The sequence below is a fragment of the Methanosarcina sp. DH1 genome, from assembly GCF_020804205.1.
In the GTDB taxonomy this organism is placed as follows: Archaea; Halobacteriota; Methanosarcinia; order Methanosarcinales; family Methanosarcinaceae; genus Methanosarcina; species Methanosarcina vacuolata.
The window spans coordinates 1-16,431 of the sequence record NZ_WJBJ01000023.1 but is presented as its reverse complement, the minus strand read 5'-3'; the positions used below and the strand labels follow the sequence as shown (position 1 = coordinate 16,431).

At 36.9% G+C, this 16,431-nt stretch carries 15 protein-coding genes, 1 tRNA gene and 1 pseudogene; 7 read left to right on the top strand and 10 right to left on the bottom strand.

The features are described from left to right. Positions 1 to 137: 137 nt before the first annotated feature. The 3 genes from FXW07_RS13110 to FXW07_RS13100 all read right to left on the bottom strand — a co-directional run bounded on the left by FXW07_RS13110 (position 138) and on the right by FXW07_RS13100 (position 2,927). Positions 138 to 722 (bottom strand): class I SAM-dependent methyltransferase, encoded by a 585-nt coding sequence (locus FXW07_RS13110; protein ID WP_048120328.1) that lies wholly within the window; start codon positions 720 to 722, stop codon positions 138 to 140. Positions 723 to 1,114: 392 nt separating this feature from the next. Further along, positions 1,115 to 2,008 (bottom strand): lysylphosphatidylglycerol synthase transmembrane domain-containing protein, encoded by an 894-nt coding sequence (locus FXW07_RS13105; RefSeq protein ID WP_255679069.1) that lies wholly within the window; start codon positions 2,006 to 2,008, stop codon positions 1,115 to 1,117. Continuing rightward, positions 1,986 to 2,927, bottom strand: coding sequence for a glycosyltransferase family 2 protein (locus tag FXW07_RS13100; protein WP_229395821.1), 942 nt, complete (start codon positions 2,925 to 2,927; stop codon positions 1,986 to 1,988). Before FXW07_RS13100 ends, FXW07_RS13105 begins: the two co-directional genes overlap by 23 nt. Positions 2,928 to 3,991: 1,064 nt before the next feature. Here FXW07_RS13100 and FXW07_RS13095 point away from each other — a divergent pair. The 4 genes from FXW07_RS13095 to FXW07_RS13080 all read left to right on the top strand — a co-directional run bounded on the left by FXW07_RS13095 (position 3,992) and on the right by FXW07_RS13080 (position 9,237). Further along, entirely contained in the window at positions 3,992 to 5,095 is a 1,104-nt protein-coding gene (locus FXW07_RS13095; protein WP_229395819.1) for an MtaA/CmuA family methyltransferase, read from the top strand. Then, the gene (locus FXW07_RS13090) at positions 5,092 to 5,919 is read left to right on the top strand and encodes a cobalamin-dependent protein (protein ID WP_229395817.1); all 828 of its coding nucleotides are present in this window, start codon (positions 5,092 to 5,094) and stop codon (positions 5,917 to 5,919) included. The genes FXW07_RS13095 and FXW07_RS13090 overlap by 4 nt, the downstream gene beginning before the upstream one ends. A 507-nt stretch (positions 5,920 to 6,426) precedes the next feature. After that, a complete protein-coding gene (locus FXW07_RS13085; protein ID WP_229395816.1) occupies positions 6,427 to 7,494 on the top strand; it encodes a phosphatase PAP2 family protein in 1,068 nt (355 codons plus the stop codon). 426 nt (positions 7,495 to 7,920) lie between these two features. Then, positions 7,921 to 9,237: an acyltransferase gene (locus tag FXW07_RS13080; protein WP_229395815.1), complete on the top strand. Its 1,317-nt coding sequence runs from the start codon at positions 7,921 to 7,923 to the stop codon at positions 9,235 to 9,237. Positions 9,238 to 10,553: 1,316 nt separating this feature from the next. On the opposite strand, the gene FXW07_RS13075 is transcribed toward FXW07_RS13080, so the two are convergent. The 3 genes from FXW07_RS13075 to FXW07_RS13065 all read right to left on the bottom strand — a co-directional run bounded on the left by FXW07_RS13075 (position 10,554) and on the right by FXW07_RS13065 (position 12,443). Further along, positions 10,554 to 10,910 (bottom strand): carboxymuconolactone decarboxylase family protein, encoded by a 357-nt coding sequence (locus FXW07_RS13075; protein ID WP_229395814.1) that lies wholly within the window; start codon positions 10,908 to 10,910, stop codon positions 10,554 to 10,556. Positions 10,911 to 11,440: 530 nt separating this feature from the next. Beyond that, positions 11,441 to 11,525: transfer RNA gene (locus FXW07_RS13070), tRNA-Ser, on the bottom strand. Between the two features lie 153 nt (positions 11,526 to 11,678). Beyond that, entirely contained in the window at positions 11,679 to 12,443 is a 765-nt protein-coding gene (locus FXW07_RS13065) for a peptidylprolyl isomerase (RefSeq protein ID WP_229395812.1), read from the bottom strand. A 609-nt stretch (positions 12,444 to 13,052) separates the two neighbouring features. On the opposite strand from FXW07_RS13065, the gene nikR reads away from it, so the two are divergent. The 3 genes from nikR to FXW07_RS13050 all read left to right on the top strand — a co-directional run bounded on the left by nikR (position 13,053) and on the right by FXW07_RS13050 (position 14,492). Continuing rightward, positions 13,053 to 13,478 (top strand): nickel-responsive transcriptional regulator NikR, encoded by a 426-nt coding sequence (nikR, locus tag FXW07_RS13060; protein ID WP_229395811.1) that lies wholly within the window; start codon positions 13,053 to 13,055, stop codon positions 13,476 to 13,478. 444 nt (positions 13,479 to 13,922) lie between these two features. Next, positions 13,923 to 14,177, top strand: a complete 255-nt coding sequence (locus tag FXW07_RS13055; RefSeq protein WP_229395809.1) for a hypothetical protein — start codon at positions 13,923 to 13,925, stop codon at positions 14,175 to 14,177. Between the two features lie 9 nt (positions 14,178 to 14,186). After that, positions 14,187 to 14,492 carry an N-acetyltransferase gene (locus FXW07_RS13050; protein WP_229395808.1) on the top strand — a complete coding sequence of 102 codons (306 nt, stop codon included), beginning with the start codon at positions 14,187 to 14,189 and terminating at the stop codon, positions 14,490 to 14,492. Between the two features lie 154 nt (positions 14,493 to 14,646). On the opposite strand, the pseudogene modA reads toward FXW07_RS13050, so the two are convergent. From modA to FXW07_RS13025, 4 genes and pseudogenes are all read right to left on the bottom strand, one after another. Beyond that, positions 14,647 to 15,020: pseudogene (gene modA, locus FXW07_RS19535) on the bottom strand (molybdate ABC transporter substrate-binding protein). A 191-nt stretch (positions 15,021 to 15,211) separates the two neighbouring features. Next, entirely contained in the window at positions 15,212 to 15,901 is a 690-nt protein-coding gene (locus FXW07_RS13035; protein WP_229395805.1) for an HAD-IA family hydrolase, read from the bottom strand. A gap of 89 nt (positions 15,902 to 15,990) precedes the next feature. Beyond that, the gene (locus FXW07_RS13030; RefSeq protein WP_229395804.1) at positions 15,991 to 16,143 is read right to left on the bottom strand and encodes a hypothetical protein; all 153 of its coding nucleotides are present in this window, start codon (positions 16,141 to 16,143) and stop codon (positions 15,991 to 15,993) included. Positions 16,144 to 16,189: 46 nt separating this feature from the next. Beyond that, positions 16,190 to 16,431, bottom strand: a 242-nt coding sequence (locus FXW07_RS13025; RefSeq protein WP_229395803.1) for a hypothetical protein, incomplete at its 5' end; no start/stop codon positions are given.

Sequence of the window (16,431 nt, the reverse complement as noted above, 5' to 3'; positions counted from 1 at the left end):
ACTATTGAAATACAAAGTTTATCAAAAAGTAAATTTTAATAAAAGGTACATTTTAATAATCTATATATAGCTCCATTTTAATAAACTGTGCATATACTCTTAAAATGTTTACGTTTGTAAAAAGTAAATATTAATAATTATTTTTTGCATAGAACCATAGTCCAGGGAAACGGCCTTCGAACTTCCAGAACATCAAAATAAGTTTCTATTAAACTCACAAACTTTCCTGAACTCCAGTTCTGAACATGTTCAGGATCATTCCCAAAACGTGTCAAATTTTTACCCCGTAAGAAATTCATAGCACGGAAATAGGGTTCATTTGGCACACTGATAATACAGTAATTTTTGGTTATTCGTCGGATCTCCTGAAGGGCTAAATCCGGTTTATCGAGGTGTTCCAGTACTTCGGTTGCTATAACAAGATCAAAACTGTTTTCTTTAAACGAAATGTCACATATGCTGCCTGAACAAAATTCACATTCTGGATTTTTCTCCTTTGCAATTCTCAGAGCATTTCTGGAAATATCAACGCCTGTTATTTTTGGATAATTAAGGCAGTTAATGACAAATCCTTCCCCACAGCCTATATCAATAACATTATTTATATTTTTTAAAGGAACGGCCGTTTCCTTTAAGTTTTTCATAAAATTGGATATCACTACGCCCATAAGCGGATTTTTTGAGTTGTATTTTTTGTAATTTCTACTCTGGTTCTGATCCATTTAGCCCCACCTGGTTAACACGCGTTTTTAATTTTGTTTTTTCGTAATATTCAGTTTTAACTTTTTATTCTTAATAGCCCGATTATTTTGAATTTGTGTCAATTGCTTTGACTTATTTTTAATGTCCATTTTCAATAACTTTTCTTAATATCCTTTTTTGATATCCATTCTCAATAACTGTTTTCAATATCTGTTTTCAATATTCTTTCTTGATATCCGTTCTCTCTGTCCGTTTTCAATATTCGTTTTCAATATTCGTTTTCAATATCTGTTTTCAATATCCGTTTTCAATATTCGTTTTTGATGTCCGTTCTCTATGTCCGCTCTTGATGTCCGTTCTCAACATCTATTCCCAATGTCCTTTATATAACAATTCAACCTGCCTTGAAATTTTAAGGCTTTTTTCTTAAAGTAAGCATGAATCCAAATATCGCTGGTAATAGTGTAGTCAAGAAATATAGAACGATAGAGCAGGAAAAACCATATGCAGAACTTTCATTCAATAACTTGAATATTGTAACGCTTACGAACTCTCTAACTCCAAACCCTGATATGGAAATTGGAAAATTACCCAGAACTACTACTATTGGAAGGGAAAAGGTAAGTAAGCTGTTTAATGAGGGATTTAAGGATTTTATAACTATCCAGTATACAAATAAATTGAGTAAATAATACCCAAGAGTTAATACAGAAACAGAAAAAATAGCTTTTTTATTTCCAGTGATTTGTTTTATCGTTTGAATATAATTTTCTTTAAATTCGCTTTTCTTCGAAAATATCCCAAAAATAAGATTTACGATCTTTTCATTTGTGATAACAAAAATGCCTGCGACAAAAATCATTATCATTGGCGTCATTATATAGATTAGATATCTATCCTTAAAAAAGAAAGCTATAGACAGTACACTTAAAACCAGGAGACAGACCATATCTATGACTCTGTCCATCACTACGGTTGGTATGCTTCTGGAGTTCTCAGCATCTAAATAAAAGGCTCTTGAAACTTCTCCTGCCCTGCCCGGAGTAAGAGCTCCATAAAAATTACCCATCAAAATTATTTCAAGCGACCTTTTTACGGGAATTTGGACATTTATACAATTAAGTAGAGACTGCCATTTCATCGCTTTTATCAGGTACATCAGAGCAATAAAAGGCAACGAGAGCGAAAGCAATTCCAGGTTCGTCTGGGTAAAGGTCTCGTAGATTGTCCTCAGGTCAAGTTTGGCTATCAGGTAAAACATTAGCCCCAAACTGACTACAGTTTTACCTATCGTTTTCCAGTTCATAGCTATCGTACTTTATAATATAATCATCGTTATTTCTGGAGTTTGTGATCAGTTCTCCGATCAGGCCAAGGGAAATAAATTGAGCTCCAAGAACTGTGATTAATATACTTAACATCAGCAGAGGCCGATCTCCTATCTTAATACCCCTGAACCATAGCGAAACCAGATTCAGGTTTATGACCATTGCTGAGAGTATTAGTAAGAAGCCGATACCTCCAAAGATGTGAAGGGGCCTTTTCTTGTATAGGTTCAAAAATGTGACTGTGATCAGGTCCAGAAAGCCTTTAAGTAGTCTTTCAAATCCATATTTTGATTTTCCATGAATTCTAGGATGGTGTTCGACTTCGATTTCTCCAACAGTGTATCCTTTCCAGTGAGCTAGAGCTGGAATATAACGATGGAATTCTCCATATAATCTTATATTCTTTACGACATAGTTTCTATAACCTTTGAACCCGCAGTTGAAGTCATGAATTTTGACTCCTGTGATATGTCGAGTCAATGCGTTGAAGAATTTTGAGGGCAGGGTTTTTGAAACAGGGTCATGTCTTTTACTCTTCCAGCCTGAAACCATATCATATTCTTCTAATTTTTCAAGAAATCTCGGGATTTCTTTGGGATCATCCTGCAGGTCTCCATCCATGGTAATAACATAATTTCCCTGTGATTTCTTGAAACCGCAGGAAAGAGCCGCAGCTTTTCCATAGTTCCTCTGGAATCTTACAATCTTAATTTTGCTATCTTTGATTGTTTTTAACTTTTGAAAAGTATCATCCATAGATCCATCATCTACGAAAATAATCTCAGATGCTTTTCCCAATCTGGAAAGAACTACAGTCAATTGATTATATAATTCCCCTACGTTTTCTCCTTCATTGAAAACTGGGATTATGATTGAGAGATCTAATTTATCGGACATTTACCGTTTTCTCCTAAACAGTGTTTCAGTTTACTGTAAAATTTTAGTAGTTTAAGGAGTCTCTGAAACCAAACGAATCCATCTCAAACTTTAATTTAGAGCCAGTTTCAATAGAGGAAAATTTTAATTGAAATTGACAGCAAATTGGAACAAAGCCTCTTTACAACAATATTTTTAGTCATGTTTTAAGCCACGTTGAAGTCTCTACATAACTTATTTCTGTATTTTTAGATCAATTTTAAATTCATCTCCATTGATCTTCGGTTAAGGAATTTTCTTGCCAGAAAGCTATCGATCTTGCATTAGAAACCAGCCTTTAATTTTGGCCTGTTTACATGAAATCAATACCCTGTTCCAGCTTATAACCTGTTAAAACTATTTGATAAATGTTGAGGAAATAAATTCCATTTATCACGATTCCTTACTTAACCGAAGACGCATGAATTCATCTCTGAAGTTTCTTGTTCTATAAAATGAACCTAGATAAAGATTACTGGCGTAGAAAAAATCTTCAATTCTCACCAAAAGTTTTTCCTCGAAATTATCTTAAAAACAATAAAATTACTCTCATATAAAAGTTAAGATTTAATTATAATCTTATAAAAGTTATTTTATATCTTCTTCAAATAGCCGTCTTATTAACAGGAAAAACTGCACTTTTCATTCTTCATGTAAGAAACATTTTCATGATCAGATAAAACAAGGCAACTTTCAAAAGAAATTGATAATATAACTTTGAGAAATATATAAGTTTTTCTATGTTGTGCTAACAGCATCCAGTTAAATATTGAAATATCCATATTAATATATGTCAATGTAAAAACTGTGGGATCTTGCACAAAAGAAAATAGTTTTCTTATGTATATCAGGAACTCGGGAAAAACTTGCAAAAGGATCGTGAAAACAAGACATTACAGGCCTTTACCTGACAACAGACCACTACTTCTTTTACCCTATGGGTAGCATTCAAAAACGCATTCTGTAGTGGTCTAACTGCAAAATTAAACATATAAATATATAATTAACAGTTGATATCAAATGCAGATCAAACGGAGATGTATAGCATGGTAAGTGAAATGACTCCAACCCGAAGAGTTCTGGCAGCAGTGCTTGGAGGCAGGGTTGACTATGTACCCCCTGCAAATCCCCTGGCTCAAACCACAACCGAACTGATGCAGATATGCAATGCCTCCTGGCCAAAAGCCCACTTTGACAGCAAGATGATGGCAGACCTTGCAGCCGCTCCCTATGAGGTCTGCGGCATTGAGGCTGCACGTCCACAGTTCGATATTTCTCTCGAAGCAGAAGTTCTTGGGTGCAAACTTGACTGGAATAAACCTGACAGGCCTCCTGTAACTGGTCCTGCTTATACAGACTCCTCAGATATAACCTGGCCCGATAAATTGGAAGAAGCCGGAAGAATACCGGTAGTGCTCGGGGCAATCGAAGAACTGAGAAAGCGCTACGATGGCATGCTCCCTATCATCCCAGGACTTACATCCCCCTTTACGGTAGCAGGTCACATAGCAGGTGTTGAAAATATAGCCAGGTGGACAAAGACTGACCCAGAAAAAGCCCATGCTTTCATTGAAGCAGCAACCGATTTCGTGATAGCTTACGGGAAGTTGCAGACTATTTACGGGGCACATGTCATCTTCCTCGCTGATCCTTCGGCTTCTGGGGACCTGATTTCTGCGGAAACATACAGGGAATTTATACTTCCTTCCCACAAAAGAATAGCAAAGGAAATAAGCTGCCCTCAGATCCTGCACATCTGCGGAAATACCAGTAAACTCTTGCCTTACATAAAACAAAGTGGAATTGACTGCTTCTCCTTTGATGCCGTTCCAGTCTGGTATTGCCGTAAGGTAATGGGCAACGATATGTCCATTCTCGGAAGTCTGGATGTCATAGACCTGATGCCAAACGGTACCCCCGAACAGGTTTATAACAGAACTAGGGAATGCATTTTGCAGGGAGCTGATATTGTAGGGACTTCATGTGGGGTCTCATATGGAACCTCCCTCGAAAATCTCAGAGCGTATGTTAGAGCCTGTAAAGAAACCCCAATCCCGAAATGCGATGATGTTGAAGATCTTGTCAGGCAGATTGGAGTCGGTATCGGTAGGAATATGAAAGAAAATGTGCTGGGAGGGATGCAGGAATGATCAGGCACATTGACATTGCGGTTCAGAAGATATTCGAGATGAAAGAGAAAGAACCTTCCAGGTTTAAAAAACTCATTGACGAAGGAATCATGATCGGCCTTGGGGTTGACATTGGAGACAAAAGTAAAGAAATAACTGCTGTCGACCAGATAAAGAAACAGAACATGCCGAAAGATCCCAAATATGCAGCCGTGGCAGAATCAGTGATCGAGGGGGACAGCGCCGAAACAGTAAACCTCACAACTGCTCTGCTCGCAGCAGGAAGAGATCCTACAGACCTAGTATTAAATGCCCTTATGCCAGGAATCCAGACCGTATGTGAGCTTTACGACATAGGAGAGAGCTACGTACCTGAAATCCTGCTGGCAAATGAAGCACTTGTAGGGGGAGTGAAACTTTGCCAGGAAAGGATAGGCGAAGTCCCCTCCAGGGGGAAAGTAGTGTCCCTTGTTATTGAAGGAGATGTGCATGATATAGGCAAGAACATTGTAGCTGCCATTCTCAGAGCAAATGGTTTCGAGGTAGTTGATATGGGGAGTGATGTAACGGTAGAAGAAGCCGTTAAAACCGTAAAGGCAACAAATGCTGACCTTGTTACCGGAACAACCCTCATGAGCACAACCAAAGGTGGTCTTAAAGACCTTGCAGAAATCCTTTATTCTGAAGATGTTCCCGTAGCCTGTGGCGGGGCTGCAATCGACAGAAATTTCGTTGAGACTTTTAGTAACTCAATATATGGAAAAACTCCACTTGATGCAGTAAAAATCGCAAAGAAGATCTGTGCAGGAAAGAGCTGGAAAGAAGCCCGTCAGGAACTTTACTGATTCTATTTTACTTCCATCTCTATTTATTATTCTTCTTTTTTATTTTTATTATTCAACCCTAATTTTTTTATTTAACTCTATATCGGGAAAGAAACGTTCTACGATAACAAATAAAGAATGCTGGAAAGTGAAAATAGCGTCAGACTCAATTTTCAAATATTTTGGTTGAATGCTCCTCTTGCTAGTGGAAATTCATACGTCCATAAAGATGAAACAGTAATCTAACAAGAGTAATTTTACTCAGCAAAAAACTTAAACACAATTATCCGATCCTGAAGAGAATACCCGCTATACACAGGCATGAAACAATACAAATTTAAAATAGTTCTCCAGAATACATTGTCATAAACTCAATAATACGAAACAAATATATGAAACAAATATACGAAACAAATATACGAAACAAATCTAAATTTTTTACTTATTCCAGATATCCAGTTTAACCAGGACTTTTTAGATGAAACTGAGTATATCTGCAGACAAATATTTAATCAGGAGTCAAATCCCTTGTTCCAGACTGAACCTATACTCTACCTGCAATCCCTTGGAAACGATTGGCTTACATCCCTCATGATTTTGATAACTTCAATGGGATCATCGGCTTTTTTAGTTTCCATAGTAATTATTGTAACTTTCGGGATTAGTTTCCGGAAAGGTTTTCTTCTGTTCCAGCTTTTAATCTGGACAGGACTGATTACCGAAATCATAAAAACAGTAATCGCCTTTCCGAGGCCGGATTATGTAGATAATAGAGTACTGAACCTTGAATACGGAGTGAAAAGCACGTCCCCTTTCAATGGGAGTGGGCCTGATGGGGTGTTCCAACTTCCCGATAAAGAAGTTCTCGAAACCTTCCGCCTTCAAGAAACACTTTCCCCGTCGCCTTTTGGTTTCCCTTCGGGGCATGTTGCAATTACGACTGCACTCTGGGGAGGAAGCTCCACGATTTTCAACAGCCGGAAAATCAAAATGATGGCTCCTTTTATGGTATTGCTTGTAGCTTTATCGAGAATGTACCTTGGAAGACATTTCTTGGGAGATATTCTGGGAGGAGCTATTATAGGTTTATTTTTCCTGACTGCTTTTACCTTATTTCTCAAAAGCTCCCTGAAAGATGATTTTTTCAAGAAAGAGAATTTTGAACTTGCACTCAGACGCAAGAACCTGATTTTATATTTCGTTCTGTTTGTTATCCCTCTTGTTCTTATAGCTTCATCTATGATAAGTGCAGAAGCAGCGGGTTTTTTCCTCGGCACGAATGCGGCATATGTGTTGATTATACGAAGAGGGCTCCCTGATGATGCGGGAAGTACCGAGCAGAGAGTTTTGAGGATATTTATTGCGTTTCTGCTGTTCGGGATCTCAAGCTTTATTCTGAGTACCGGGTTCGAGAATATCGAAACTGCAGCCTATTTTGGTCCGACACTCATCGAGTTCTTGAAAGCTTTTATACCTGCATCTACAATCTGGGTGTCTGTAGTTATCTGCACAAAGCTCAACCTGTATAGAAGAGAAAGGGAATTCTTAAGCAGCCGAAAAGGAACTCTTGAGCAGCCAGGTCACGGAATGGAGTAGAAATACATTAAAAAGGACTCGGTGGAGTAGAGATCTATTAGGCAGTGTCTCAAATTTGCTGTAAATTTGAAGTCAAGTCTTTGCGTATTTGTCGATAATTGATCTGCCAATATGGAATTTTCGACCCTGCAACTTTTTGAGTTTTGTGATTTTACAGAATAATTGGCACACTGCCAAGAAAAAAGCTTGGTGAGTTGAAGGTGAGAGATTTCCACTCAATTTGAAGAAGATACGAAAGATTTAATATATCTGCAAGACCCAAATTTTACCTGTAGTAATAAATATAAAAATTAGCGTCGGAGTATTTATTATATCGAAAAGTAAATAAAAAAATAGTAGAATTTATATAGAAAGGGAAGTGGTACATTTTTAATACAAGTATGATTATTAAATAACAATTATTTTTGTAAGTTGGCTTGCCAGTAAATGGGTGCTACAGAGGTCAATTCACATCTACATGAAATTTCATTTATAGGAATTGAGACTATGAAAAACAAAATAATTGCATTTGATTTCTTGAGGGCTTTAGCAATAGCGATGATTATTCCGGCTCACTTAAGTAACTTTTTATCTTTCACTTATCTCAAGTTAGCTCTTTATGCCGTTGATCCTTTTGTTGCAAATATGGGACTGGGACTTTTTATATTTATGAGTGGATATTTGTTATATTATAACAACCATTCAATAAAATCGTTCCAGAACGTATTGTCTTTCTACAGAAACCGGCTCCTGAGGATCTTTCCCCTTTACTGGGCAGCGATTGCTGCTTTTACACTTGTGTTCTTTATATTTGCTCCAAGGCTAAACTCAGGTTTTGAATTTCCCAATGCCGCACATGTGTTTAGTTTTCACAATCTAATCATGCATGTACTGGGACTACAAATCTTTCTTGCCCCTGCATATGCGTCCCCAATGCTGACATTATACTTTGTAGGTTTGATTATTGTTTTCTACGCAATTTACCCGCTTATTATTATGCTTTCAAAAAGTTCAAAACAGATCTTACTTTATTCTTCTCTCATATTTCTCGGGTGCTTGTTAGTCTCGAGAACTTTTAACATTATTGAGTACCGCTTTTATACATTTTTCCCAATGTTCGTTTTTGGGATTCTTACCTGTAAAGAAAGCATATTTGAAAAGTCAATGATGATTAACAGGAAAAATCCTTTTGTCCAGATATTGCTGGCGATCCTCCCTGTTATGCTTGTACTGGTTATCGTTTTGGGCTCGAGAACAACCCTTCTCCTGGACCCAAAGACTACATTTACTATTGAATCTGCAGGCAGCGGCACGATAGGGTCTTCTACAGTGATGTCGATGCTAGGAAATATGGCAACTTCACTGGGCCTGAGTTACATGATCTTAAAATTCATCATTGATTCTGTGCTCCTTAACTTATTCGTTATAATATTCTGTGTTCTGGAATACAGATTTGCAATGAAATTTATCAATAATGAATTTTCAAGCTCCCTTAGTTCTGCGTTTACGTATGTCGCTACAGCTTCATATTGTATCTATTTGTTCCACAGGCCATTTCTGGCGCTCTGGAATTCAGTGACGCACTTTATAAGTAATCCACTCCTGCATGATGTAATCCTTATCTTCATAGCGCTACCTCTCCTGGTCGTTATCTCGTATCACCTGCAGATTCTTGAATTATATTTAAAAAAGCATCTTTTTCATAAGAAAGCGACTCACAAAGACTTTCCTTTTAGAGGCTATTCAAATAGTTCTGGCAAGTGAATGCCTGGTAGAAAAATTCCTGTGAAAAAATCGGAGTTTCAAAATTCAGAACTGAAATCTCCAATTCCCGTGTTTCGTCGCCCGAGTCTCATCTCGGGAGGACAGAACCCTTTTCGTTACGCTTCGCTTTGCTCAAGAGGGCTGAATTATAATGAAGATACTGAGATGAATCAAGAAGGTTAACTTACCTTATTTCTGTCTCGTCCGAGTCCGGTCCAACCGAACAGGTCCATCGTTTAGGCTCCCATAATCCCCAAGGGAAACTAAGGAATAATAAAAATATACCTTCAAATTTTTAGTTTGGGAGTTGATCTATATTTCTATTTTCCCAAATAATCATTTTTGGCAACAAAAACCCTTGATATTATATTTTTATCATTCCTAAATGAAAAATTTACACCGCACTGCTGACGGTATTTCTTCACGGCCTAGCTAAGGCATGCAGGTTATCCCAGACCTAGATCTCTGAATTCCGGGAAGATTCTCAGAAAGAAGATATTAGACATCTATGACCACATTACAAACTGAATTAAAAGAAGATTATCTGAAATTTATCTTAAATATTTTCCACAGCTTTTAATCAAACCCTAAAAGATTTTATATATTGAGCTTATCCCAAAACCAATATTATTCCCACATCAATAAGAGTTTCAGAATTATTTTTCAGGATTAGAAGCTCTTATTGATAATCCAGAATACGATATTCAGAGAAGCAATTTTGCGTTTTGGGATCAGCTCATTATTTAATTTTACACTTTTTAACTATAGTCACGCCTGTACTTGTTGCAACAAAAAACTTCATTGTACTTCAGGGCAATTACATTATTTAGCCTCGTGACTAGAGGGTCGTTAACATATTCTATTTTTGTATTATTCTATAGATTAACACATGAATTTTATTCATTTCACACATATTATCTAATTATTTTAAAAAATAATTAAATAAAACTTTATATACTATAAATGTTAAAAAATTAGTAGTTATATGCTAAAACATGTATTATGCTCAAAAAATAAGTTTAATTTTATATTTAAAAACTTTTATCTTTGGAAAAAATGTGTAAAATGGTGGATCACATGAATCTTATTTTGAACCTTTTAGTTCTCGTTTTTATGATTTGGCTTGTGTTTTATATTCTGTTTAAACTGCTAAATATTATTACACGAATACTGGATAAAAAACAGTAATATGTTGATACCTTTTTTGCGGAGGCTCCACCCAGCAAATCTTAAAACTTGTGACTTATGCATCACTCCCAATTTTCTTAAAACATGTCCCACAGATTTTAATTAATCGCTAAGTAAATTTATGTTCTCTATTTTTTTTCTTTGTGAAAAGCCAATGCATTCAATGCAAATCGTGAGTAAGCAGCAGCGGGGCCTCCTCCCATCTCGATGGCCACATCTATAGTTTCATATATTTCTTTATCTGATGCACCTGCTAAACAAGCCTGTTGAACGTGCCATTCAATACAGGGTTCACATTTAGTAACAATAGAAATAGATAGAGCCATTAGTTCCTTATGTTTCCGTGAAAGGCAACCAGCTTCAAATGCTTTCTTTTCTAATTCAAGAAAAGAGTTATAAGTACTACAATTTTCTAAAAATTGAGAATGTTGTTGCTTTCTATCGTTTATACTTTGATTTATTTTATCTTTGACGAATTTATCCATGTAGTCACATCCCGATAATAGGATTACTCTAACTCTACTTAAGTATTTATTTAGTTTAATTAAACTGATCCGAAAACTAACTTATCAGGTTGTGTCAAAATGATGTTCCTTTGATTTTCTGCTCCTTATCAAATTTAAGCCTTCTATGGCAATTCACTGCTCAGTTTAGCAATGGTTTGAAAAACCATAGTTAGGGCAACCTTAATACTCAAGGTAATGACAGGATCAATAATCAAAAAAGTGTGGGTGAAAAGTAGTGAAAAGTACTTTCATACCTTTGTGCCTGTTATTCGAAGAATATCATGTACGTTTAGAGAAACAACTATAGGTTTTTGAATGAACTCATAGTCTTAGAGTTACACTTTTTAGTATATACCAATGGTTTTGTTCTCTGCTTTTGTTATTTAAGCCGTAGCCGAGCCAAAGAGGCCATAAAATCACCTAAAAGTGCCGCGACTCCATAACAGAATTTAATCAAGTTACACAAATAAAAAACAGATTTCTTTTTCAAAATATTCCCAGTAAATTAACGCTGAGGGGGAGATTCGAACTCCCGTAGCGCAAAGCGCTACCGGTTTTCAAGACCGGCGCCGTAGTCCGCTGGGCTACCTCAGCAGGTTGAAAGAATCATTCTTACAGCTTCCCGCAAAGGGAAATATACAGATTAGCATTTGATTCCGGAAAGCGTATACAACAAACCCGATTATGGTATATAAAATTTGCGAAGAGAAAGTGCTCTTCGCCTCTCTGAACAATTAAAAGCTGAGATCAGACTTCCGGTTCTGAGGATTCCTCGGTTTCTGGTTTAGACTCAGACTCGGGTTCAGCCTCTGCTTCAGCTTCGGGCTCGGCTGGTATCTGAGTTTCGGGTTCTGCTGTAATCTTTTCAATGAACTGGACTTCCTTAAGACCAGCATACTTGAAAAGTTCGGATGCAACCCTATCCTTTGCCATGAGCCAGCGCTGGTTGAAGGTCAGACCTGTGGGAGTATAAATCTTTGCAACACCGTCAACAGCCTCGATTTCCAGATCCCTGAGGCCGGTATAGAGGGCAAGAAGACCCTGAATTTTCTCAACTTCAGTCTCAAGAACATTTTCAATGGTATACTCATAGGTAACGGTCTTGCCTGCAAGAGGACCATTAAAGTCTACAGTGACCCTGCGGCCTATAACCCTGCTGACAACTCCTCTTCTGCCATCGACCTCAACAGGAAGACCAGGATGAACATTTCGGTCTTTCAGTTTCGTGATAGACATCGTTTCTACAAGCTTGGGATTACTCAGGCCAAAAGCCTTTTCCGGAGGGATTACAACGCTTCCGTTGTAGCTGACTTCCTTTCCCTCGAGATCTTCATCAAGTCCCTCAATAGTATGATTTGCCCCGACAATAACAACGTCTCCGCCGTAAAGCCCGCGCGGATTAAAGATATCCTCCTTTTTTGCTAGTTCTTCGTCTGTTGTATCGAAAATTCTGCCGTCTTCGAACTTACCTGTGTAGTTCAACTTTATAAAATCGCCTTTCTGGATTGCCATAATTTTCAACTCTTTTTATTAAATAAACTAAATTGATAAGCAAGAAAATTATTCATTGTCAGCCAATTCAGCGTAAATGTGTTTCACGCTATAGAACTCTGCCTTTAATAAGCTTTTTGGGAATCCACAGGGTTACTGTCGATTTTACGGATACTTACAAAAAATTGTAGTTTTATGAAAGATTTACCAGAATCAATATCATTCGACCTTGAAACTTACATTTAGCAGACAACTGGCTTGAAAATAAGCAGGTAAAACTATTTTATTTTAATGCTTATGGTGAGCACCAGCTTTTGTAGAAAGAGTGCATTCCTGCAAACAACCTGAACAAAAACAGAGGTTCCGGCAGGAAAAATTTCTATCCCGACACTTTGAGAGTCTGAGAGTCGGTGATTTCTAAGTTTAAGGACTTTCTCATATTTCATATGTCTTTCGATTACTATTTATGCAACGAAATTACAATCAAATATTAGAGTATAATTCTGGGAAATCACAGTGGAGAATTTGGGGTCTACTATTAGTTTTTTCCGCTAGGTGTCCTGTTGAGTTTTACCACCAGATGTGTGGAATAGGTACTTAACAGAAAACTTTTGTTTTCGGGAGGGGTATATGGAAAGGAAGCTTATGAGAATAGGGGTTTCCATGCCAGGGGAACTTCTGGATAAATTTGATGAAACTCTTATGAAGAGAGGGTATTCCTCTCGATCCGAGGGAATAAGGGATGCCATCAGGACATATAACCAGCACTATGACTGGATGCAGCAGATCAAGGGCAAAAGAGCTGCAACGATTTCTATAGTATATGATTGCTCAAAAAAAGGGGTATCGAGCACCCTGGCAAGCATTCAGCACGAGTACCTGGGTCTGATAAATTCCTCAGTGCACTTCCATATTGAGCCAAATTTGTGTTTTGAGGTAATAATTCTTCAGGGAGAAGGGGAGAAAATAATAGAACTGACTGAAAAAATATTAAGTTTGAAGGGAGTCAAGCACTCCAGGTTAACAACTGTTCCAGAAGAGAAGATTGAAAAATGAATCATTGGTCATCGGTTAAGGAATTTTCTTGCCAGGAAGCATTGATTTTACATCAGAAACCAGCTTTCAATTTGGCTTGTTTACATGAAATCGACAACCCTGTTCCAGCCCATAACTTAATAAAATATTTAGCAAACATTATGGAAATGGACGCAGTTTGTCACGATTTCCACTTCACAGAAGACGCATGAAAAGTGAATATAAAAAGTGAATATAAAATGGGAATTAAAGCTTTCTGATCATGGAAAATAGTTTAAAATTTACTTATTCAAACTTCAGATCTTAAATTCCACTTCAAAAGCTGTGAGTATTCCTGAAGACATGGAATCGGAAACCACTCGTATATTTGTTCAGAAGCGGAAAAACTCAATTCATCGGACAGAATATAAGGAATTATTAAGGGGTAAGCTAGCAAATCGTTATGCTCGCTTAAAAGTGATCTTTATGGGTCTAACAAAAATTCAGGTTACATTAAATGTATATGCAACGAGTTTCGAGAGATTGGTGAAGGATGTAATAACTAATCTGTTTATTAGAAAATGGATACAGATAGAGAAAGAAAATGTTGTATCCGTAGAGGATTCCATGCTTCCTGAAATTATCAGAATTCAGTCCGAAGGTTTTGGAACTAAAAACCAAAATGGTGTTAAACGATATTCGAAAAGAATGAAAAAGATCTTTTATGTCATAAAAAGCTAGGATCAGGTTGTGGGTTACTGCATATATTATTTGAAGCCTGTTCTATCCCTAAAGGGTTTTAAGAAAAAATCCGTAATTTATTCAATTTCAATAGATAAGAATTTTAGAAGAAAGCACCATGGAGAGAATTTATTAAAAGAAAGCATTAAAGAAATGAGGATAAATGGGATATCTTCTATTCTATTATATGTAAATACGGAAAACTTTCCTGCCATAGGGTTGTATGAAAAAATGGGCTTTAAGATAATTAAAGAAATAAAAGACATCTGTGGCTCGAAAGAGACATGTTATGAAATGGAATTAAGAATTCTTTAATTCTCAGGTCTTTCTCTAATTCCTTAACCTCACTAATTCCTTAATCTCTCTAATTCCTTAACCTTTCTACTTCCTTAATCTCTCTACTTCCTTAACTTCTTTAATTCCTTGACCATTCTACTTACTTAATTCCAATAGTAAGTCTCATCTTTTATCAAGATTGAGAAACAAAACCATACTTTTTCAGTATATCCTGTCCTTCTTTTCCGGTCACAAAATCAAGGAACTTCTGAGCTTCTTCTTTATGTTCGGAAGAAGAAATCACAGCTATAGGACACTTAACAGGAATACTAACAGGCACGTTTCTAACGATTTTAATAGTTCCTGGTTCTGCAGTTTTCGCATCTGTTATGTATACAAACCCTGAATCAACTTCTCCCTTTCCACGTATGTGAGTACTTGTTTGACGTCTTCAGCAAATACCATCTTATTTCCGAGCTGACTCCAAAAACCTGCCTCAGTCAGTGCAGTACGTGTATAATTTCCGACAGGAACTGTATCAAGATTTCCAACGCTGATTTCAGTCACAACGCTAAATATGTTTGATTTTTTACATCAAGTGTGGATCCAGATTCCGGATGACTCCCTGGGAAGCTAAAAACTCCAAAAACGAAAACTATTGGAAGAAGTAAGAGCGCACCGTTGCGGTGTATTACCAGTGTAAAACACTACTGTTAAAAGAATGATATTCAGACGTTTGTTTAAGGTTTTGCATTCCCCTATAGTAAGATAGCATCGATCTCATCTAAACTTTTACAGTAGTTTTGATAGTTATGAATGTTCTCTTTTCTTACCAGTATTGCTTTAATTCCCGCGTTTATTGCCCCTTCGACATCTGCAATATAACTGTCGCCGATCATTGTTACTTCACTGGTATCTTCGAGTTTTTCAAGCACTCTCCTGTATATCTGGATATTTGGCTTTTCATACCCTATCTGTGCTGACGAATATACTTGAAAGAAATAATCACTTATTCCTAAATCTCTGACCAGAATGGATAATTCAGGTACATGGTTTGAAACGATTATATTTTCATAACCTTTACTTACTGCCCTTTCTAAACAGGGAATTGTATCATCATAAAGATGCCATTTTTCAATATCTAAATATTTCATTTTTATTTGACCTGCAATTTCAGCTGATAATGTCTCATTGACCCCAATTTCATGTATTATTTTAGAAAAGTGCAGTGTCATATAATCCCACCACTGGACTCCTCCTAAAAACTCTTCGTGAGATATTTCCGGAGTGTGCCAGGGAAATCCTCTGGTAAGAAGTGGACGAATATCCTCAAGTTTAATGCTGCCGTATCCATGTTCCTGTAATAGGTCGTATATAGTTTGTCCCCACATTCCATCCCGATAAGCCAATGTATTATCAAAGTCCCACAGAAGATATTTTTTCTGCATTGTTAATACTCCTTCATGCATCTTCAGTTAAGTGAAGAATCTTGACAAATTGCGTCAATTTCCAGAATGCTTGCTAAATATTTTATATGTTATGCGCTGGAACATGGTATTGATTTCATATAAACCAGTATCTCCGAATAATATCTGGCTTTTGCATACGACAAGCTAATATTAATGACAAAAGTAGAATTGTTCCCATATTTTGTTGCGGGGTCACTATCAATAGCTCCCTGCTGCTCCATTGACCTACACCTCCACGTCACTGGTTCAATGGAGGTGGCCGCTTATTTACACATTTTTGTACCTTTTCAAGCATTCTTCATACATGTCTATCATGAATACCTTGAAACTCTCCTCTTCTTTATACAGGATAATCCATAGCAGTTGCAATACCTGTTCATAAGCGAAGTAGAAAAATCGAACAWTTACATCTGTTGATTTGGATTTGATACGTGCCTCATCCTGAATTCTAAAACCCGTCTCAAATCTCCATCTTCTATTATATGATGCAATAATATTGTCAAGATCAA

Bases quoted from the DNA above. Each gene is read 5' to 3' on its own strand.
- FXW07_RS13080 (WP_229395815.1), top strand. From the start codon at position 7,921: ATGGGTGCTACAGAGGTCAATTCACATCTACATGAAATTTCATTTATA.
- FXW07_RS13075 (WP_229395814.1), bottom strand. From the start codon at position 10,910: ATGGATAAATTCGTCAAAGATAAAATAAATCAAAGTATAAACGATAGA.
- FXW07_RS13100 (WP_229395821.1), bottom strand. From the start codon at position 2,927: ATGTCCGATAAATTAGATCTCTCAATCATAATCCCAGTTTTCAATGAA.
- FXW07_RS13065 (WP_229395812.1), bottom strand. From the start codon at position 12,443: ATGGCAATCCAGAAAGGCGATTTTATAAAGTTGAACTACACAGGTAAG.
- FXW07_RS13055 (WP_229395809.1), top strand. From the start codon at position 13,923: ATGGGTCTAACAAAAATTCAGGTTACATTAAATGTATATGCAACGAGT.
- FXW07_RS13110 (WP_048120328.1), bottom strand. From the start codon at position 722: ATGGATCAGAACCAGAGTAGAAATTACAAAAAATACAACTCAAAAAAT.
- FXW07_RS13105 (WP_255679069.1), bottom strand. From the start codon at position 2,008: ATGAACTGGAAAACGATAGGTAAAACTGTAGTCAGTTTGGGGCTAATG.
- FXW07_RS13095 (WP_229395819.1), top strand. From the start codon at position 3,992: ATGGTAAGTGAAATGACTCCAACCCGAAGAGTTCTGGCAGCAGTGCTT.
- nikR (WP_229395811.1), top strand. From the start codon at position 13,053: ATGGAAAGGAAGCTTATGAGAATAGGGGTTTCCATGCCAGGGGAACTT.
- FXW07_RS13030 (WP_229395804.1), bottom strand. From the start codon at position 16,143: ATGGAGCAGCAGGGAGCTATTGATAGTGACCCCGCAACAAAATATGGG.
- FXW07_RS13035 (WP_229395805.1), bottom strand. From the start codon at position 15,901: ATGCAGAAAAAATATCTTCTGTGGGACTTTGATAATACATTGGCTTAT.
- FXW07_RS13090 (WP_229395817.1), top strand. From the start codon at position 5,092: ATGATCAGGCACATTGACATTGCGGTTCAGAAGATATTCGAGATGAAA.